Origin of the sequence: Micromonospora sp. NPDC049836, from assembly GCF_044465125.1 — a bacterium.
Lineage (GTDB): Bacteria > Actinomycetota > Actinomycetes > Mycobacteriales > Micromonosporaceae > Micromonospora.
In genome coordinates this window covers 54,019-68,376 of record NZ_JBITLH010000014.1, presented here as the reverse complement: position 1 = coordinate 68,376, position 14,358 = coordinate 54,019, and the positions used below count along the sequence as shown (strand labels likewise).

17 protein-coding genes are annotated in these 14,358 nt (G+C 74.5%); 9 read left to right on the top strand and 8 right to left on the bottom strand.

Annotation, left to right across the window (positions count from 1 at the left end):
• Positions 1-73: 73 nt before the first annotated feature.
• Entirely contained in the window at positions 74-1,141 is a 1,068-nt protein-coding gene (locus tag ACIBPB_RS28525; protein ID WP_396842538.1) for a DUF4192 domain-containing protein, read from the top strand.
• A 23-nt stretch (positions 1,142-1,164) separates the two neighbouring features.
• Here ACIBPB_RS28525 and fdhD read toward each other — a convergent pair whose 3' ends face one another.
• Positions 1,165-2,028, bottom strand: coding sequence for a formate dehydrogenase accessory sulfurtransferase FdhD (gene fdhD, locus ACIBPB_RS28520; RefSeq protein ID WP_396842537.1), 864 nt, complete (start codon positions 2,026-2,028; stop codon positions 1,165-1,167).
• A gap of 224 nt (positions 2,029-2,252) precedes the next feature.
• Here fdhD and ACIBPB_RS28515 point away from each other — a divergent pair, with 224 nt between their 5' ends.
• The 3 genes from ACIBPB_RS28515 (at position 2,253) to ACIBPB_RS28505 (ending at position 4,308) form a co-directional block, all read left to right on the top strand.
• Positions 2,253-2,852, top strand: a complete 600-nt coding sequence (locus ACIBPB_RS28515; RefSeq protein WP_396842536.1) for a molybdenum cofactor guanylyltransferase — start codon at positions 2,253-2,255, stop codon at positions 2,850-2,852.
• Positions 2,849-3,106 (top strand): DUF6457 domain-containing protein, encoded by a 258-nt coding sequence (locus ACIBPB_RS28510; RefSeq protein WP_396842535.1) that lies wholly within the window; start codon positions 2,849-2,851, stop codon positions 3,104-3,106. Before ACIBPB_RS28515 ends, ACIBPB_RS28510 begins: the two co-directional genes overlap by 4 nt.
• A 101-nt stretch (positions 3,107-3,207) precedes the next feature.
• Complete coding sequence (locus ACIBPB_RS28505; protein WP_396842534.1) at positions 3,208-4,308, top strand: T3SS (YopN, CesT) and YbjN peptide-binding chaperone 1; 1,101 nt, start codon at positions 3,208-3,210, stop codon at positions 4,306-4,308.
• A 115-nt stretch (positions 4,309-4,423) separates the two neighbouring features.
• On the opposite strand, the gene ACIBPB_RS28500 is transcribed toward ACIBPB_RS28505, so the two are convergent.
• Both ACIBPB_RS28500 and ACIBPB_RS28495 read right to left on the bottom strand, forming a co-directional pair.
• The gene (locus ACIBPB_RS28500; protein WP_396842533.1) at positions 4,424-5,380 is read right to left on the bottom strand and encodes a zinc-binding dehydrogenase; all 957 of its coding nucleotides are present in this window, start codon (positions 5,378-5,380) and stop codon (positions 4,424-4,426) included.
• A 295-nt stretch (positions 5,381-5,675) separates the two neighbouring features.
• Positions 5,676-6,134 (bottom strand): Lrp/AsnC family transcriptional regulator, encoded by a 459-nt coding sequence (locus ACIBPB_RS28495; RefSeq protein WP_357318959.1) that lies wholly within the window; start codon positions 6,132-6,134, stop codon positions 5,676-5,678.
• A 59-nt stretch (positions 6,135-6,193) separates the two neighbouring features.
• Here ACIBPB_RS28495 and ddaH point away from each other — a divergent pair, with 59 nt between their 5' ends.
• Positions 6,194-7,027 carry a dimethylargininase gene (gene ddaH / locus ACIBPB_RS28490; RefSeq protein ID WP_396842532.1) on the top strand — a complete coding sequence of 278 codons (834 nt, stop codon included), beginning with the start codon at positions 6,194-6,196 and terminating at the stop codon, positions 7,025-7,027.
• Between the two features lie 75 nt (positions 7,028-7,102).
• Here the strand turns inward: ddaH and ACIBPB_RS28485 are convergent, their stop codons facing one another.
• Positions 7,103-8,326 (bottom strand): ABC transporter substrate-binding protein, encoded by a 1,224-nt coding sequence (locus ACIBPB_RS28485; protein ID WP_396842531.1) that lies wholly within the window; start codon positions 8,324-8,326, stop codon positions 7,103-7,105.
• Between the two features lie 49 nt (positions 8,327-8,375).
• On the bottom strand, positions 8,376-9,203 hold the full coding sequence (locus tag ACIBPB_RS28480) for an alpha/beta hydrolase family protein (RefSeq protein ID WP_396842529.1): 828 nt from the start codon (positions 9,201-9,203) through the stop codon (positions 8,376-8,378).
• 116 nt (positions 9,204-9,319) lie between these two features.
• Here ACIBPB_RS28480 and ACIBPB_RS28475 point away from each other — a divergent pair, with 116 nt between their 5' ends.
• Positions 9,320-9,910 (top strand): bacterial proteasome activator family protein, encoded by a 591-nt coding sequence (locus ACIBPB_RS28475; protein WP_396842528.1) that lies wholly within the window; start codon positions 9,320-9,322, stop codon positions 9,908-9,910.
• Between the two features lie 51 nt (positions 9,911-9,961).
• Here the strand turns inward: ACIBPB_RS28475 and ACIBPB_RS28470 are convergent, their stop codons facing one another.
• The 3 genes from ACIBPB_RS28470 to ACIBPB_RS28460 all read right to left on the bottom strand — a co-directional run bounded on the left by ACIBPB_RS28470 (position 9,962) and on the right by ACIBPB_RS28460 (position 12,553).
• Complete coding sequence (locus ACIBPB_RS28470; RefSeq protein ID WP_396842527.1) at positions 9,962-10,774, bottom strand: HAD family hydrolase; 813 nt, start codon at positions 10,772-10,774, stop codon at positions 9,962-9,964.
• A complete protein-coding gene (locus tag ACIBPB_RS28465) occupies positions 10,774-11,595 on the bottom strand; it encodes an HAD family hydrolase (RefSeq protein ID WP_396842526.1) in 822 nt (273 codons plus the stop codon). The genes ACIBPB_RS28470 and ACIBPB_RS28465 overlap by 1 nt, the downstream gene beginning before the upstream one ends.
• Positions 11,596-11,812: 217 nt before the next feature.
• Positions 11,813-12,553: a hypothetical protein gene (locus ACIBPB_RS28460; protein WP_396842525.1), complete on the bottom strand. Its 741-nt coding sequence runs from the start codon at positions 12,551-12,553 to the stop codon at positions 11,813-11,815.
• Between the two features lie 132 nt (positions 12,554-12,685).
• On the opposite strand from ACIBPB_RS28460, the gene ACIBPB_RS28455 reads away from it, so the two are divergent.
• The 3 genes from ACIBPB_RS28455 (at position 12,686) to ACIBPB_RS28445 (ending at position 14,358) form a co-directional block, all read left to right on the top strand.
• Positions 12,686-13,114 carry an OsmC family protein gene (locus ACIBPB_RS28455; RefSeq protein ID WP_396842524.1) on the top strand — a complete coding sequence of 143 codons (429 nt, stop codon included), beginning with the start codon at positions 12,686-12,688 and terminating at the stop codon, positions 13,112-13,114.
• 83 nt (positions 13,115-13,197) lie between these two features.
• Positions 13,198-13,542: a metallopeptidase family protein gene (locus ACIBPB_RS28450; RefSeq protein ID WP_396842597.1), complete on the top strand. Its 345-nt coding sequence runs from the start codon at positions 13,198-13,200 to the stop codon at positions 13,540-13,542.
• A 93-nt stretch (positions 13,543-13,635) separates the two neighbouring features.
• A complete protein-coding gene (locus ACIBPB_RS28445) occupies positions 13,636-14,358 on the top strand; it encodes an AIM24 family protein (RefSeq protein ID WP_396842523.1) in 723 nt (240 codons plus the stop codon).

Below are 14,358 nucleotides of genomic sequence, written 5' to 3'. Positions count from 1 at the left end.
CGTATCTGTGGACAACCAGCGTGTCGTCCACAGGGACTGTCGCGGCACGCCCCGGCCGCCGCACGCTCCCGGCATGACTTCCACCGACCGTCCCCGGCTCGCCGTCCGCTGCCCCGCCGACCTGATCGCCGCCGTGCCGTACCTGCTCGGCTTCCATCCCGCCGACAGCGTGGTCGTGGTGGCCCTGCGGGGGCGCCAGGTCGTCTTCGCCGCCCGGGGCGACCTGCCCGAGCCGGGCGCCGACCCCCGGCCGCCCGCCCGGCACCTGGCGCAGGTGATCGCGCGGCAGGGCACCGACTCCGCCACCGTGATCGGCTACGGACCCGCCGACCGGGTGACCGGTGCGGTCGACGCGGTGGGCCAGGCACTGGACGCGGCGGGGCTGACCGTCCTCGACGCGCTGCGGGTGACCGACGGGCGCTGGTGGTCCTACCTCTGCACCGAGCCGTCCTGCTGCCCGCCCGACGGCACCCCCTACGACCCGGCCGCCAGCCAGGTGAGCGCGGCCGCCGTCTTCGCCGGTCAGGTCGCCCTGCCCGACCGGGCCGCGCTGACCGCCCAGGTGTCCGCGCTCGGCGGGCCGGTCCGGGTGGCCATGAGCCGGGCGACCGCGCGGGCCCGCCGCCGGCTGGCCGCCCTGGCCGAGGAGGCGAGCGAGACCGCGCTCGTCGGCGGCCGATCCGTACGCTCCGCCGGGGTGGCCGCCGTGCGCGTGGCGTTCCGCCGGCACCGCCGGGGCGAGCGGCTGAGCGACGACGAGGTGGCCTGGTTGACCGTGCTCCTCACCCGGCTGGAGGTTCGCGACCACGCCTGGGAACGCACCGACGGACGGGACGCCGACATCAGCCTCTGGACCGAGGTGCTGCGCCGGGCCGAGCCGGAGCTGATCGCCGCTCCCGGCAGCCTGCTCGCCTTCGCGGCCTGGCGGGCTGGTTACGGCGCCCTGGCCGTGGTCGCCGTGGAGCGGGTGCTCGCCACCCATCCGGACTACTCGCTCGCGCTGCTCCTGGACGACATGCTCCGCCAGGGGCTGCCCCCGTCCCGGCTCGACGGCTGGCCGGAGGTCGCCTTTCCCGGCGTGGTCCGCCGCCGCGCCCGCCGCCGCGACGGTCGCCGCCGCCCGACCCGCCGGAGCGCCTGATGCCGCCGTCGGGGCGGGCCGGATCAGCCGGCGGGTTCGGTGACCCGGTGCGGGCCGGTGTAGACGTTCATCGTCCGGCCGCGCAGGAAGCCGACCAGGGTCATCCCGGCCTCCTCGGCCAGCTCGACCGCGAGGGTGCTGGGCGCGGAGACCGCGGCGAGCAGCGGCACTCCGGCCATCCAGGCCTTCTGGGTCAGCTCGAAGCTGGCCCGGCCGGAGACCATCAACAGGTGCCCGGTCAGCGGCAGCCGGTGCTCCCGCACCGCCCAGCCGACCACCTTGTCCACCGCGTTGTGCCGGCCGACGTCCTCGCGCAGCACCACCTGCTCGCCGTCGGCGGTGAACAGGCCGGCCGCGTGCAACCCTCCGGTCCGGTCGAAGGCGCGCTGCGCGGCGCGCAGCCGGTCCGGCAGGTCGGCGAGCAGCTCGGCGGGTACGCCCAGCGGGTCGTCCTCGACCCGGAACGGCGAGCGGGTCCGGATCGCGTCGATGCTCGCCTTGCCGCACACCCCGCACGAGCTGGTGGTGTAGAAGTTGCGGGCCGGGTCGGTGGTGGGTTCCGGCACGCCGGGAGCGAGCACCACGTCGACCACGTTGTAGGTGTTCGGGGTCTCCGCCCCGGCGCAGAGCTGAGCGGTGTGCACGTCCTCGGCGGACCGGATGATCCCCTCGGTGAGCAGGAAACCGATGGCCAGGTCCAGGTCGTCACCGGGCGTCCGCATGGTCACCGCGAGCGGTTCGCGTCGGCCCGGGCCGGGCCGGCCGACGCGGATCTCCAGCGGTTCCTCCACCGCGAGGGTGTCCTGCCGGCGCACCCGGGCGCGCCCGTCGGCCGCCGCGTCGAGATCGATCCGGAGCACGCCGCGCCGGTCAGTCGCCCGTCCCATCCCGCCATCCTGCCCCGCCCGCCGAGCGGTCCGCACGACGACGGCCGGTCGACCGCCGCGGATGTCGGCGAGGGGGGCCCGCGCTGGTATCGGCAGGGCAAGTCCGCGCTGGTTTCGGCAGGGCAAGTCCGCGCTGGTTTCGGCAGGGCAGGCCGGCGTTGGTTTCGGCAGGGCAGGCCGGTGCTGGTTCGGCGGCGGCGGCCGGTGCTGGTTACGGTGACCCGGTGACGGCGTACGCGGCGATCGTGCTCTCCGGTGGCGCGGCCCGCCGGATGGGCGGGGTGGACAAGCCGGCGCGCCCGGTCGGTGGCCGACCCATGCTGCACCGGGTGCTGGCCGCCGTGGCGGACGCCGCGCCACGGATCGTGGTGGGCCCGGCCGGCCCGGTCCCGGGCGGGGTGCGGGTGACCCGCGAACGCCCGGCCGGGGGTGGTCCCGTCGCCGCCACGGCCGCCGGCCTGGCGCTGCTCGACCCCGGCGCCGGCACAGTCGCCCTGCTCGCCGGCGACCTGCCGCTGCTCACCCCGGCCGCGGTGACCGACCTGCTGGCCGCGCTGGACGGGTCGGCCGCGGACGGCGCCTGCTACGTCGACGACGACGGGCGCCGGCAACAGCTCTGCGGGGTGTGGCGGGTGGCCGGGCTGCGGTCCGCCGTCGACCGGCTCGCCGGGGAGCGCGGCGGCACGGTCGACGGCGCCCCGGTGCGCGGCCTGCTCGCCGGCCTGGCCGTGCGGGAGGTGTCCTGGGCCGGTGCCGGGCCGCCGCCCTGGTTCGACTGCGACACTGACGAGGACGTACGCCGGGCCGAGGAGTGGACGCGATGACGGTGATGGACGACTGGGTCACGGCGGCCTGCGCCGAGCTGGGGCTGGACCCGGCCGAGGTGCCGGTGCCGGCCGTGCTCGACCTGGCCAAGGACGTGGCCCATCAGGTGCTCCGGCCGGGCGCGCCGGTCAGCGCGTACCTGTTGGGGCTGGCCGTGGGGCGGGGCGCGGAGCCGGCCGCGACGGCCGCCCGGCTGGCTGAGCTGGCCGCCTCCTGGCCGGTCGAGCTGGACGGCAGCAGCCCCGCCGGATAGCCGGCGTGGCCCGGCCGCCGGTCGGCTGTCCGATCCCGGTCGGGCGTGATTCGACCCCCGGCGGTCGTGGGTAGGGTGGCCCATGACGGACGGAGGCGATCATGACGGCAGACCACCCCTCGTCGGCCGATGAGCCCGCCGGCGCTACGCCGGAGCAGCACGAGTCGATCCTGCTGGACGAGCCGACCACGGCCGACCTCCGGGCCAAGGTGACCGAGGCCTGGCGGGACTTCGCGCGCGCGCTCGCCGAGCGGCTGCGGCGGCTGCCCGAGGGCGCCCACCTGGAGCTGACCCTCGACCCGACCGCCTCCGGCACCGGCGACGCCGTCTACTCGATCAGCGTGGACGTCGGGGCCGAGGGCCGGTTGTCGGCGCGGGCGGTCGGCAACGCAACCCTCCCGCAGGGGTACCGGCTGGACCGGGCCGCGGTGGCGGACATGATCGCGCTGGGCTGGTCCCCGCCGGGGGTGCTCCAGGGCTCGGGTGAGCAGTTCGGCCTGGGCTGCGCGGTCGCCGAGGCGACCCGGCTGGCCGCGGTGCTGTCCCGGACCCTGCGTGACGTGTACGGCGCACCGCACCCCGCCTTCCTGGTCTACCTGGTGCACGACGCCGAGGGGGAGGCGCTGCCGGCGGAGCCGCTGGGCACCGCGCGCAGCGAGTTCGGGCCGGATCGCGACGTGGAGGCCGACCTCGACGAGGCGCTGGCCGCCGCGGCCACCGCGCAGAGCGCCGAGAACGACGTGCTCGCCCTGGAGGAGCGGGTCCGGACGGTCGTCTCCACCATGCTCAAGTCGAAGTCCGACCAGTTGCAGGTCGACTCGGACGGCGACATCAACATCCGGGCCGGCTCGGCGATGGTCTTCGTCCGGGTCCGCGACAACCCACCCCTGGTGGACGTCTTCTCCCCGGTGCTCACCGAGGTGGAGCCGACCGAGCGCCTCTACGTGAAGCTCTCCGAACTGACCAACCGGATGCCGATCGGCCGGCTCTACTGCGCCGACGACACGGTCTGGGCCTCCATCCCGGTCTTCGGCCGCAACTTCCAGGCCACCCACCTGATGCTCGCCGTGCAGGTGATGACCGGCCTGGCCGACGAACTGGATGACCGGCTGCACGGCGAGTTCGGGGGCAAGCGGTTCTTCGGTGAGGGCGACAAGCCCGCCCGCACCGAGTCCGAGCACCGCACCGGCATGTACCTCTGACCATCCCGCTCGGTCGCGCCCGGCACGAACCCGCGGAGGGACCGGCCGGCCGGCACGAACCCGCGGAGGGACCGGCTGGGCGGCGGGTCAGCGGAGCGGCCGGCCGGGCGGCGGGTCAGTGGACGTCGAGCAGGGTCTTGCCGATGGTCGCCCGGGACTCCATGGCGGCGTGCGCCTCGGCGGCCCGCTCCAGCGGGAAGCGCTGCCCGATCAGCGGCCGGAGCCGTCCCGCCGCCCCCTCGGCGAGCGCCAGTTCGGTGAGGGCGCGCAGCTGCTCCGGCCGGGCGGCCGGGCGGACCAGGGTGACCCGGCGGCTGGCGGCCAGCCCGTCCGGAATGTCCGCCCAGGCGCCGCCGGCCAGCCCGAAACTGACCATCCGGCCCCCGGCGTCGAGCAGGTCGAAGGCCGCCCGGGCGAGCGGGCCGCCGACCCCGTCGAAGACCACGTCGACACCGCCCGTGGCGGCGCGGACCCGGTCGGTCCAGTCGGGCTCCCGGTAGTCGACCGCCAGCCCGCAGCCGCGCTCGCGGAGCAGGGCGACCTTGCGCGGGCCGCCGGCGGCGGCGACCACCCGCGCTCCGGCCGCCGCCGCGAGCTGGGTCAGCAGGCTGCCCACCCCGCCGGCCGCCGCCTCGACCAGCACCCGGTCGCCGGGGCGCAGGTCGGCCGCGCCGGCCAGCAGCAGTGCGGTGCGGCCGTCGGCGAGGAGCGCGACGGCCCGGTCCAGCGGCAGGCCGTCCGGCACCGGTACGGGTGCCGCCTGATCGACCACCACGCGCTCGGCGTACCCGCCGGTGCCGCCGGTGGAGCTGACCACCCGGTGCCCGACGCGGGCCGGGTCGACGTCCGGGCCGACCGCGGCGATCACCCCGCCCACCCCGTTGCCGGGGATCACCGGCAGGGCCGCGCGGAACGGCCCGAACCCGGTGGCCCGGAACATCGTCTCCACGAAGGTCAGGTTGGCGTGCGCCACCTCGATCAGGACCTGGCCCGGCCCGGCCACCGGATCCGGTGCCGGTCCGGGCACCAGCGTCTCCGGCCCGCCGAACTCCCGCAGCCACACCGCGCGCATGCCGTCTCCTCACCCACCCGGGTCCCGTGCCCGGATCATCGGCACCCAGTGCACGACGTGAACCGGGCTTCAGGTCAAGCCCGGAGAGGGCCGCGCCCCCGGGCCGCCGCCGAACCGGGGACGCCACGTCGCGGACAGCCCAGGCCCCGGGGACGCCACGCCGCGGACAGCCCAGGCCCGGGGAGGCCGGGCCCCGGGGGCGCCACATGGCGGACAGCCCAGCCCCGGGGACGGCACGCGGCGGGCCGCCCGGGCCCGGGAGGTCAAGGCGGCGGGCAGGCCGGGTCCGGGGAGGTCACGGGGTGGACGGGCCGACGCCGGGGGACTCGACGAGCCGGGACAGCACGATCGTGCTGCGGGAGGAGGTGACGAAGGACTCCGCCCGCAGCCGTTCCAACGCCTCCTCCAGGTGGGCGATGTCGGCCGCGCGCAGGTGCACCAGCGCGTCCGCCTCCCCGGAGACGGTGTACGCGCCGACCACCTCGGGGTGTCGGCGGGCGGCGGCGCCGATCTGGGCCGGGGTGGTGCGGCCGGCGCAGAACAGCTCGACGAACGCCTCGGTGGTCCAGCCGACCGCGGCCGGGTCGACGACCGCGGTGAAGCCCCGGATCACGCCGGCGGATCGGAGTCGGTCGACGCGTCGCTTGACGGCGGGGGCGGAGAGTGACACCCGGGCGCCGATGTCGGCGTACGAGGCGCGGGCGTCTGCGACGAGGAGCGCAATGATTCGCTGGTCAACGGCGTCTATCTGCAACGTTCCGCCTCTGGGAAGCAATGGTTGTGGCTGTTACCAAAGTTGTACCGTACCTACTCTTGGTGACCGTGAACCAGCAGCGAGTCCCGCGAAAGCGGACATATCTCATGTGCTCGCCGGAGCACTTCGCGGTCGAGTACGCGATCAACCCGTGGATGGACGTGACCGCGCCGGTCGACGCGGAGCTGGCGGTCAAGCAGTGGGACCGCCTGCGGGAGACGCTCGTCGGCCTCGGGCACGAGGTGCATCTGCTCACCCCCGAGCGCGGGCTGCCGGACATGGTCTTCGCGGCCAACGGCGCGTTCGTGGTGGACGGCGTCGTGTACGGCGCCCACTTCAAGCACGAGCAGCGGACCGCCGAGGCCGCCGCGCACCGGGCGTTCTACGAGGAGAACGGCTGGCGGTTCATCGCGCCGAGCGAGACCAACGAGGGCGAGGGCGACTTCGCGTACCTGCCGGAGGCGCACGGCGGGCTGGTCCTGGCCGGCCGCGGCTTCCGCACCGAACTGGCCGCGCACGCCGAGGCGCAGGAGGCGCTCGCCCGGCCGGTGGTCTCGCTGCGCCTGGTCGACCCGCGCTTCTACCACCTGGACGTGGCGCTCGCCTCGATCGACGACGAGAACATCGCCTACTACCCGGGCGCCTTCTCGGCGGCCAGCCAGAAGGTGCTCGCCCAGCTCTTTCCGGACGCGGTGCTCGCCGACGACGAGGACGCGCTGGCGTTCGGCCTGAACCTGGTCAGCGACGGCCTGAACGTGGTGCTGAACAGCGACGCCACCCGGCTGGCCGGCAAGCTGAAGGCGGCCGGTTACCACCCGGTCCCGGTCGAGCTGGCCGAGCTGAAGAAGGGCGGCGGCAGCGTGAAGTGCTGCATCGCCGAGCTGCGCCACTGACCGGCGCCCGCACCGCACGCGACGGGCGGCCTCCCCACCGGGGGAGGCCGCCCGTTTCGTCGGTACGGCGGCGGGTCAGCCCAGCGTGGCCAGCTCGTTGATCACCACGTTCGACAGCATCCGGCCGTCGAGCTGGACCTTGCGCAGGTACCACTTCTGCTGGGGGGTACGCGGCTGGTTGAACTGCCAGGTCCCGCGCGGGCTGTCGATCTGGCCGATCTTGCCGAGCGCCAGGTTGAGCTGCTGCGGGGTGGGGTCCGCACCGGCCAGCCGGATCGCCTTGTCCAGCACCTGGGCGGCGTCGTAGGAGGCCATCGCGTAGGTGGTCGGGGAGGCGTTGAACGTCTTCCGGTACGCCGAGGCGAACACCCGGTTGGCCGTGTTGTTCAGGTCCGGCGAGTAGTTCAGCGTGGTCTCGATGCCGTACTCAATGATCCGATTCCGCTGCTTGCCGCCGTCGCCGTCGTCCAGCTCGCTCAGCACGGTGCCCTCGGTGAGGAAGCCGGGGGCGTAGAGCGGCCCTTCGTAGCCCTCGTCGTAGAGCTGCTTGATGAACTGCACGGCCGCGGTGCCGGCGTAGTTGCACAGGATCGCGTCGGGCCGCTGGGCCAGCGCCCGCTGGATCGCGCCGGCGTACGCGTTCTTGCCCGGGTTCGGGTCGTCCGGGGTGAAGATCGGGTCGTTGGCGAGCTGGCGGCCCTTCTCGTACCCCTTCTTGAAGCCGGCGATGACGTCGTCGCTGCTCAGGCCCTCGGGCGCGATGATCGCGATGCGGGTCGACGCGTCCTTGAACTGCTCCCGCAGGTACTGCCCGAGCGCCCGGCCGGGCTCGTCGAGCACGTACGAGGTCCGCCAGATGTAGACGACGCTCGCGAGGCTGGCCGGGGAGGCGTTGGAGCTGATCAGCGGGACCCGCGCCTGCTCGACGGTGTCCCGGACGCCGGCGAGCACGGTGGAGCTGGCCACCCCGGTGAGGGCGAGCACGCCGTCCTTGACGAGCCGGTCCACGGCGGCCTTGCCGCTCTTGGCCTCGTTGCCCTCCTCGGCCGTGACGACGGTCACCGGGTGGCCGCCGAGTCGCTGTTCGTGGAGGTTCAGGAAGAGCTGGAAGCCGTGCACGAGGTCGTCACCGATGGCCTTGTTCGGCCCGGCGCTCGGCACGATCAGGCCGATCTTGATGGGGCTCCCGGGTGCGGGCGCGCCCTCGTCGTCGGTGTCGGAGCCACAGCCGGCCACCAGTCCGGTCGTACCCAGTGCGGCCAACAGTTGGAGGGCCCGCCTGCGGTTCATCTGCGACACCAGTTTCCTTCCCGAGCGGGGCCGCCAGGGTGTGGGCCCCTCCGGCGTTCTACCTGGTCCGCGACGCTGCGTCAATGGCAGGAAGATCATCGTGAAGCGACCGCAACGCGGTCACGACGACCGGCCACGCCGGGTCATCTGGCGCGATCAGCCCGAAGTGCTCGCATTTGGGCAGCTCAACCAGGGTGGCGGGGGCGCCGGCGGCGCGGGCCGCGGCCACCCACGAGCGGCTGACAGCCACCGGCACCTGCCGGTCGAGTGAGCCGTGTATCACTACTGTGCGTACTCGTGCCGGCACCAATGCCGATGGATCGGCGGCCGCGTAGCGCTCCGGGACCTCCGCCGGGCCGCCGCCGAGCAGCGCGGCCACCGCGCCGTCATCCAGGTCCAGCCGGTACGCCTCGGCGAGGTCGGCGACCGGCGCCAGGGCGAGCACCCCGCCCACCGTGCCCGGCGCGGTCGCCGCCGCGTAGAGCGCGAGGTGGCCACCCGCGGAGTGGCCCACCAGGATCGGCGGCACCGGTGCCACCCGGCCGGGCAGCGCGGCGGCCGCCAACCCGGGCAGCGCGGCCACCCCGGCCAGCACGTCCTGGAGCGTGTGCGGCCAGCCACCGCCGGGCTGGCCGGTGCGCCGGTACTCGAGTTGGGCGACCGGGTGGCCGAGGGCGGCCAGCGCGTCGGCCATCGGGCCGGTGTGGGTCCGGTCGTACTCGGCCCGCCAGAAGCCACCGTGCACCACGACGACCAGCGGCCGGGCCGGGCCGTCGCCGGCCGGCCGGCGCAGGTCCGCGACCTGTTCCGGGTGGTCGCCGTAGCGGACCGTGGCGTCCGGCGGCGGGGCCGGCCGGGTCAGCACGTCGCGCGGGTCTGCGGGCATGACCGCGACGGTAGCGCGCCCCGGGCGGGCATGACCGCGACGGTAGCGCGCCCCGGGCGGGTGGTTCCGGCCCGGGAGCCGGTCCGGGCGCGTGCGTCTGGTGAGGGTGGGTAAAGATGGGTCCCATGACCGAAGCAGGTTCCGTCGGACCGGACGACGAGCAGGACCAGGATGGCGTCCCCGGCACCGTGGTGGTGGTCGGGCCGGACGGCCGGCCGGTCGGCACGATGCAGACCGAGGAGGGGCAGGGCGAGGACCCGACCCGCCTGGTCGAGCAGCCGGCCAAGGTGATGCGGATCGGCAGCATGATCAAGCAGCTGCTGGAGGAGGTCAAGGCCGCTCCGCTCGACGACGCCAGCCGGCACCGGATGCGCGAGATCCACGAACGGTCGATCGTGGAGCTGAAGGAGGGCCTGGCCCCCGAGCTCCGCGAGGAGCTGGAACGGATCTCGCTGCCCTTCACCGAGGACAAGGCGCCCAGCGAGAGCGAGCTGCGGATCGCCCACGCCCAGCTGGTGGGGTGGCTGGAAGGGCTGTTCCACGGCATCCAGGCCGCGCTGGTCGCCCAGCAGATGGCGGCCCGGGTGCAGCTGGAGCAGATGCGCTCCGGCCGGGCCGCGCTCCCCAGCGGCCCCGGTGCGGTGATGCCGGGCATCCCGGGCATGGCGCCGAACAGCGAGGGCCACACCCCCGGCCAGTACCTCTGATCCGTCCGGGCGCGTCGCCGCCGGCTCGCCGGCCGGGACGCGCCCGGGCCGTCAGGCCACCCCGAAGACCTGCTCCAGGTACGCCGCCACGCCGTCGGCGTCGTTCGGCCCGGTGACCTCGTCGGCGATCTCCAGCACGGCCGGGTGGGCGTTGGCCACCGCGACCGCCCGGCCGGCCCAGGTCAGCATCGGCAGGTCGTTCGGCATGTCCCCGAAGGCCAGCACGTCCCGCTCGCCGACGCCGAGCCGGGCGGCGTACCAGGCCAGGCCCGCCGCCTTGGTCACCCCGGCCGCGGAGATCTCCACCAGCCCGCTGTACGACGAGTGGGTGGCCTCGGCCAGCCCTTCCAGCGCCGCCGCCACCACCTGGACGAACGCGTCCGGGTCCTGTTCGCCGGCCCGGGCCAGCAGCTTCACCGCCGGGGCCGAGTGCAGCTCGTCGGGGGACTCGATGGCCCGGATGGCCTCCAGGTCGGCGTCCCAGCGCAGCGGGTAGTGCGCCTCGTGCCGCATCTGCCGGCTGTCCACGATCTCTACCGCGAAACTCACCCCGGGCACCTCGGCGCGCAGCCGGCGGGCCACCTCGGCCAGCAGGTCGGGCGCGAGCGGGTCGGCACGCAGCACCTCGTCGGTGACCGGGTCGTACACCACCGCGCCGTTGGCGCAGACCGCCGGCAGCGGCGCTGCCAGCTGCTCGTACACCAGCGGCAGCCAGCGGATCGGGCGGCCGGTGACCAGCACCACGGGGGTGCCCGCCGCGGTGATCCGGGCCAGCGCCGCCGCGGTACGCGGGCTGAGCGTGCGGTCGTCGCGGAGCAGGGTGCCGTCGATGTCGGTGGCGACCAGCCGGGGTGGATCTCCCATCACCGGGAGAGTAGCCGGTCCAGGTAGACCGCCACACCGTCGTCGTCGTTGCGCAGGGTGATCTCGTCGGCCGCGGTCCGGACCGCCGGGTGGGCGTTGGCCACCGCGACCCGCGCCCAACCGGCCCAGCCGAACATCGGCAGGTCGTTGGGTTGGTCCCCGAACACCAGCACCTCCGCCGGGTCGACGCCGAGCCGTTCGGCGACCACGCTCAGCCCGGTCGACTTGTCCACCCCGGGCGGGGAGATCTCGATGAAACCGAGCCCGGCCTGGGTGAGCGCGGCCAGCTCCGGCGGGACGATCTGCCGGGCCACCGCCAGCAACTCGTCCACGTGGTGGTCGGCGGTCCGGGCGAACGCCTTGATCACGTCGCAGGAGAGGCACTCCTGGCGGCTGCGCGCCTCGAACCGGTCCTGGTACGGCCAGCTCGGGTGATAGTCGCCCCAGAGCGGCGCGTCCGGCTCGTCGGACGCCTCCACCATCACGGTCAGCGGGCCGACCGCGGCCTCCAGGTCGGCGAGCAGCCGGGCCAGCACCTGCCCGGCGAGGCGCTCGTCCCGCAGCACCAGCGGGCCGTCCGGGTCGCTCTGGTCGACCACCCGGCCCCCGCCGGCCATCACCAGGAAGTCGGCGGCCCGGATGTCGTTGCGGGTCAGCTCGGTCAGGCGGGGGCCGCGGCCGGTCGCGCCGACCACCGGGATGCCGGCGGCCCGCACCCGGTCCAGCACCTCATGGGTGTACGCGGAAACCGTGTCGTCGCTGCGGACGAGCGTGCCGTCCAGGTCGGTGGCGATCAGTTTGGGCAGCCCGGGGCGGGTCATGGCTCCTCCTTCGCCCGCCGCCGTCGCGTCGGCCGCCTGGTCCTCGGTGCCGCGGCCTGAGTACGGCGGGCAGCAACCGTATCTCGCGGGGTGCGCCGCAACCACGGCTTTCCGGCGAATCCGGCACCAACCCCGGGCGGCCGCCGGGTGTCGGCCCGGCCCGGCTCAGCGGGCGGCTCGGCTCAGCGGGCGGCTCGGCTCAGCGGGGCGGCCGGGCTCAGCGGGGCGGCTCGGGGCGGGCGAACGGCACCGTGGGCTCGACGGTCAGGTCGGCCGGCCCGGCCGGCACCCCGTCGGCGTCGGAGTGGCGGCGCCGGCGGTTCGGGATCCCCTCCGCCGGGGCCGGATCGGCCTCGGTGTCCGCTTCGGCCGGGCCGGGCCGGCCCGCGCGGGCCCGGTCGGACAGGTAGAGGGCCGCGGTGAGCAGCACGGTGGCCGCGAAGGCGCTGACCAGGCCGCGCCCGTACTCGACCTGCAAGCCGTCCTCGGGCGAGAAGAAGAGGCTGCGCTGGCTGGTGTGGTCGAGGGAGGCGGCCGTGGCGATCAGCAGCGCCAGCACGGTCGCGCCGAGACCGAGCCCGGCCACCCGGGCGTTGTGCCGGACGGCGGGCGTGCCGCGCAGCGCCAACGCCACCGCGGCGGCCAGGCCGAGCAGGCCGACCAGGTAGGCCACCCCGAAGCCGCTGACCTCCGCGACGCCGCCGGGAATCCGGACCGCGACACTCCCCTCGGGGCCGCCGTTCGGGACGGTCATCACCAGCCACTCGCCGACCAGCGAGCCGATCGCGGCCACCGCGCCGAGCCCGACGAGCAGCGGCGGCAGGCGGTGGTCGCGGGCCAGACCGGCCAGCGAGGTGCCGAGGCGGCCGGGCGGGCTCGGCTCGGTGTCACCCCACTCCACCACGGTCGGGTCGTCGGACCGGTGATCCTGCCGGGGGATGGGGAGATCCTGGGACATGGGCCACCTTCCGCGCACGCGGGTCTGCGTCGCATCATGACACAGCCGGCGGCCCGGCACGGTGACCGTGAGCCCGGGCACGGTCGGCACTGCCCGGTGCGTCGCGCCCCGGTTTCGGTTAGCGTCGTTGCCATGCCTATCCGTACCGCTTCCGCACGTTGGCAGGGCAACCTCACCGAGGGTGCCGGCACGGTCCGCACCGGCAAGGGCGGTCTCACCGGCAACTACTCCTTCAAGTCCCGTTTCGAGGAGGGCGAGGGGACCAACCCCGAGGAACTGATCGGCGCCGCGCACGCGGCCTGCTTCTCGATGGCCCTCTCCAAGCAGCTCGCCGACGCCGGCGCCACCGACAGTTCGGTGGAGACCACCGCCAAGGTGCACTTCGACAAGACCGACGCGGGCATGACCGTGACCCGGATCGACCTGGAGACCGTCGGCCAGGTCCCGGGCATGGACGCGGCCCAGTTCACCAAGCTCGCCGAGGCGGCCAAGGAGAACTGCCCGATCTCCCGGCTGCTCTCCCCCGGCGCGCAGATCTCGCTGGACGCCCGCCTCGCCTGAGAACGCCCGCACGGCAAGGGTGCCCACCCGGGCACCCTTGCCGTGCGGCGTGCCGACGTGAAGGAGGGAGCGGACGGGTGGCCGTGGAGATGAGCCGGGAGCGGTTCGAGGAACTGGTCGGCGACGCCCTCGACGAGGTGCCCGAGGAACTGCTCGGGCTGATGAGCAACGTGGTCATCCTGGTGGAGGACGATCCGCCTCCGGGCGAGGACCTGCTCGGCCTCTACGAGGGGCACGCGCTCACCGACCGCGGTTGGGACTACTCCGGCGTGCTGCCGGACCGCATCCTCATCTACCGCAACCCGATCCTGGCGATCTGCGACACCGACGAGGACGTCGTGGAGGAGGTGGCGGTGACCGTGGTGCACGAGATCGCCCACCACTTCGGCATCGACGACGACCGTCTGCACGGCCTGGGCTGGGGCTGACGGTCGCCCACCGGGCCCCGCTTGGCCGATCCCCGCCGTTGCGCGGTTCCCCTAACCTGCGGGGCAGGCACACCCCGATGCAGGAGGAAATCCATGCGCAGCGCCCTGTTCTCCGCGGAGAACCTTGAGAAGGAGTCCCAGCAGCCGGGCCTGCGGCTGCAGAACTCCAAGATGCTGAAGATCGAGCTGAACGGCGAGGCGATGGCCCGGGTCGGGTCCATGGTCGCGTACCAAGGTCAGGTGCAGTTCCAGGCGCTGGGCTCCGGCGGCATCGGCAAGTTCATCAAGCAGCGGCTCACCGGCGAGGGCGTCCCGCTGATGAAGCTCAGCGGCCGCGGCGACGTCTTTCTCGCCGACCTCGCCAAGGACGTGCACATCATCGACCTGGAGCCCGGCGACGCGCTGTCCATCAACGGCTCCAGCGTGCTCGCCTTCGACTCGTCGCTGACCTACGACATCAAGATGGTCAGCGGCATGGGCTTCGCCGCCTCCGGCCTGTTCAACTGCGTCTTCACCGGCCACGGCCGGATCGCCATCACCACCAAGGGCACCCCGGTGGTGCTCAACGTGGACGCGCCGACCTATGTCGACCCGCAGGCCGCCGTCTGCTGGTCGGCCAACCTGCAGACCGGCTACCACCGGGCCGAGCAGCTCGGCCTCGGCACGCTGCTCGGGCGCAGCACCGGGGAGGCGTTCACGATGAGCTTCGCCGGCCAGGGCTTCGTGGTGGTGCAGCCGTCCGAGGAGCCGCCGGTGCAGGGCAGCGGCGCGCAGCAACAGCAGCAGGGCGGCCTGCTCGGCGGCCTGCTGCAGTGA

What these genes read in the sequence shown, in the direction of transcription:
- ACIBPB_RS28525 (WP_396842538.1), top strand. Translation starts at nt 74, where the DNA reads ATGACTTCCACCGACCGTCCCCGGCTCGCCGTCCGCTGCCCCGCCGAC.
- fdhD (WP_396842537.1), bottom strand. Translation starts at nt 2,028, where the DNA reads ATGGGACGGGCGACTGACCGGCGCGGCGTGCTCCGGATCGATCTCGAC.
- ACIBPB_RS28510 (WP_396842535.1), top strand. Translation starts at nt 2,849, where the DNA reads ATGACGGTGATGGACGACTGGGTCACGGCGGCCTGCGCCGAGCTGGGG.
- ACIBPB_RS28505 (WP_396842534.1), top strand. Translation starts at nt 3,208, where the DNA reads ATGACGGCAGACCACCCCTCGTCGGCCGATGAGCCCGCCGGCGCTACG.
- ACIBPB_RS28500 (WP_396842533.1), bottom strand. Translation starts at nt 5,380, where the DNA reads ATGCGCGCGGTGTGGCTGCGGGAGTTCGGCGGGCCGGAGACGCTGGTG.
- ACIBPB_RS28480 (WP_396842529.1), bottom strand. Translation starts at nt 9,203, where the DNA reads ATGCCCGCAGACCCGCGCGACGTGCTGACCCGGCCGGCCCCGCCGCCG.
- ACIBPB_RS28475 (WP_396842528.1), top strand. Translation starts at nt 9,320, where the DNA reads ATGGGTCCCATGACCGAAGCAGGTTCCGTCGGACCGGACGACGAGCAG.
- ACIBPB_RS28470 (WP_396842527.1), bottom strand. Translation starts at nt 10,774, where the DNA reads ATGGGAGATCCACCCCGGCTGGTCGCCACCGACATCGACGGCACCCTG.
- ACIBPB_RS28465 (WP_396842526.1), bottom strand. Translation starts at nt 11,595, where the DNA reads ATGACCCGCCCCGGGCTGCCCAAACTGATCGCCACCGACCTGGACGGC.
- ACIBPB_RS28460 (WP_396842525.1), bottom strand. Translation starts at nt 12,553, where the DNA reads ATGTCCCAGGATCTCCCCATCCCCCGGCAGGATCACCGGTCCGACGAC.
- ACIBPB_RS28455 (WP_396842524.1), top strand. Translation starts at nt 12,686, where the DNA reads ATGCCTATCCGTACCGCTTCCGCACGTTGGCAGGGCAACCTCACCGAG.
- ACIBPB_RS28445 (WP_396842523.1), top strand. Translation starts at nt 13,636, where the DNA reads ATGCGCAGCGCCCTGTTCTCCGCGGAGAACCTTGAGAAGGAGTCCCAG.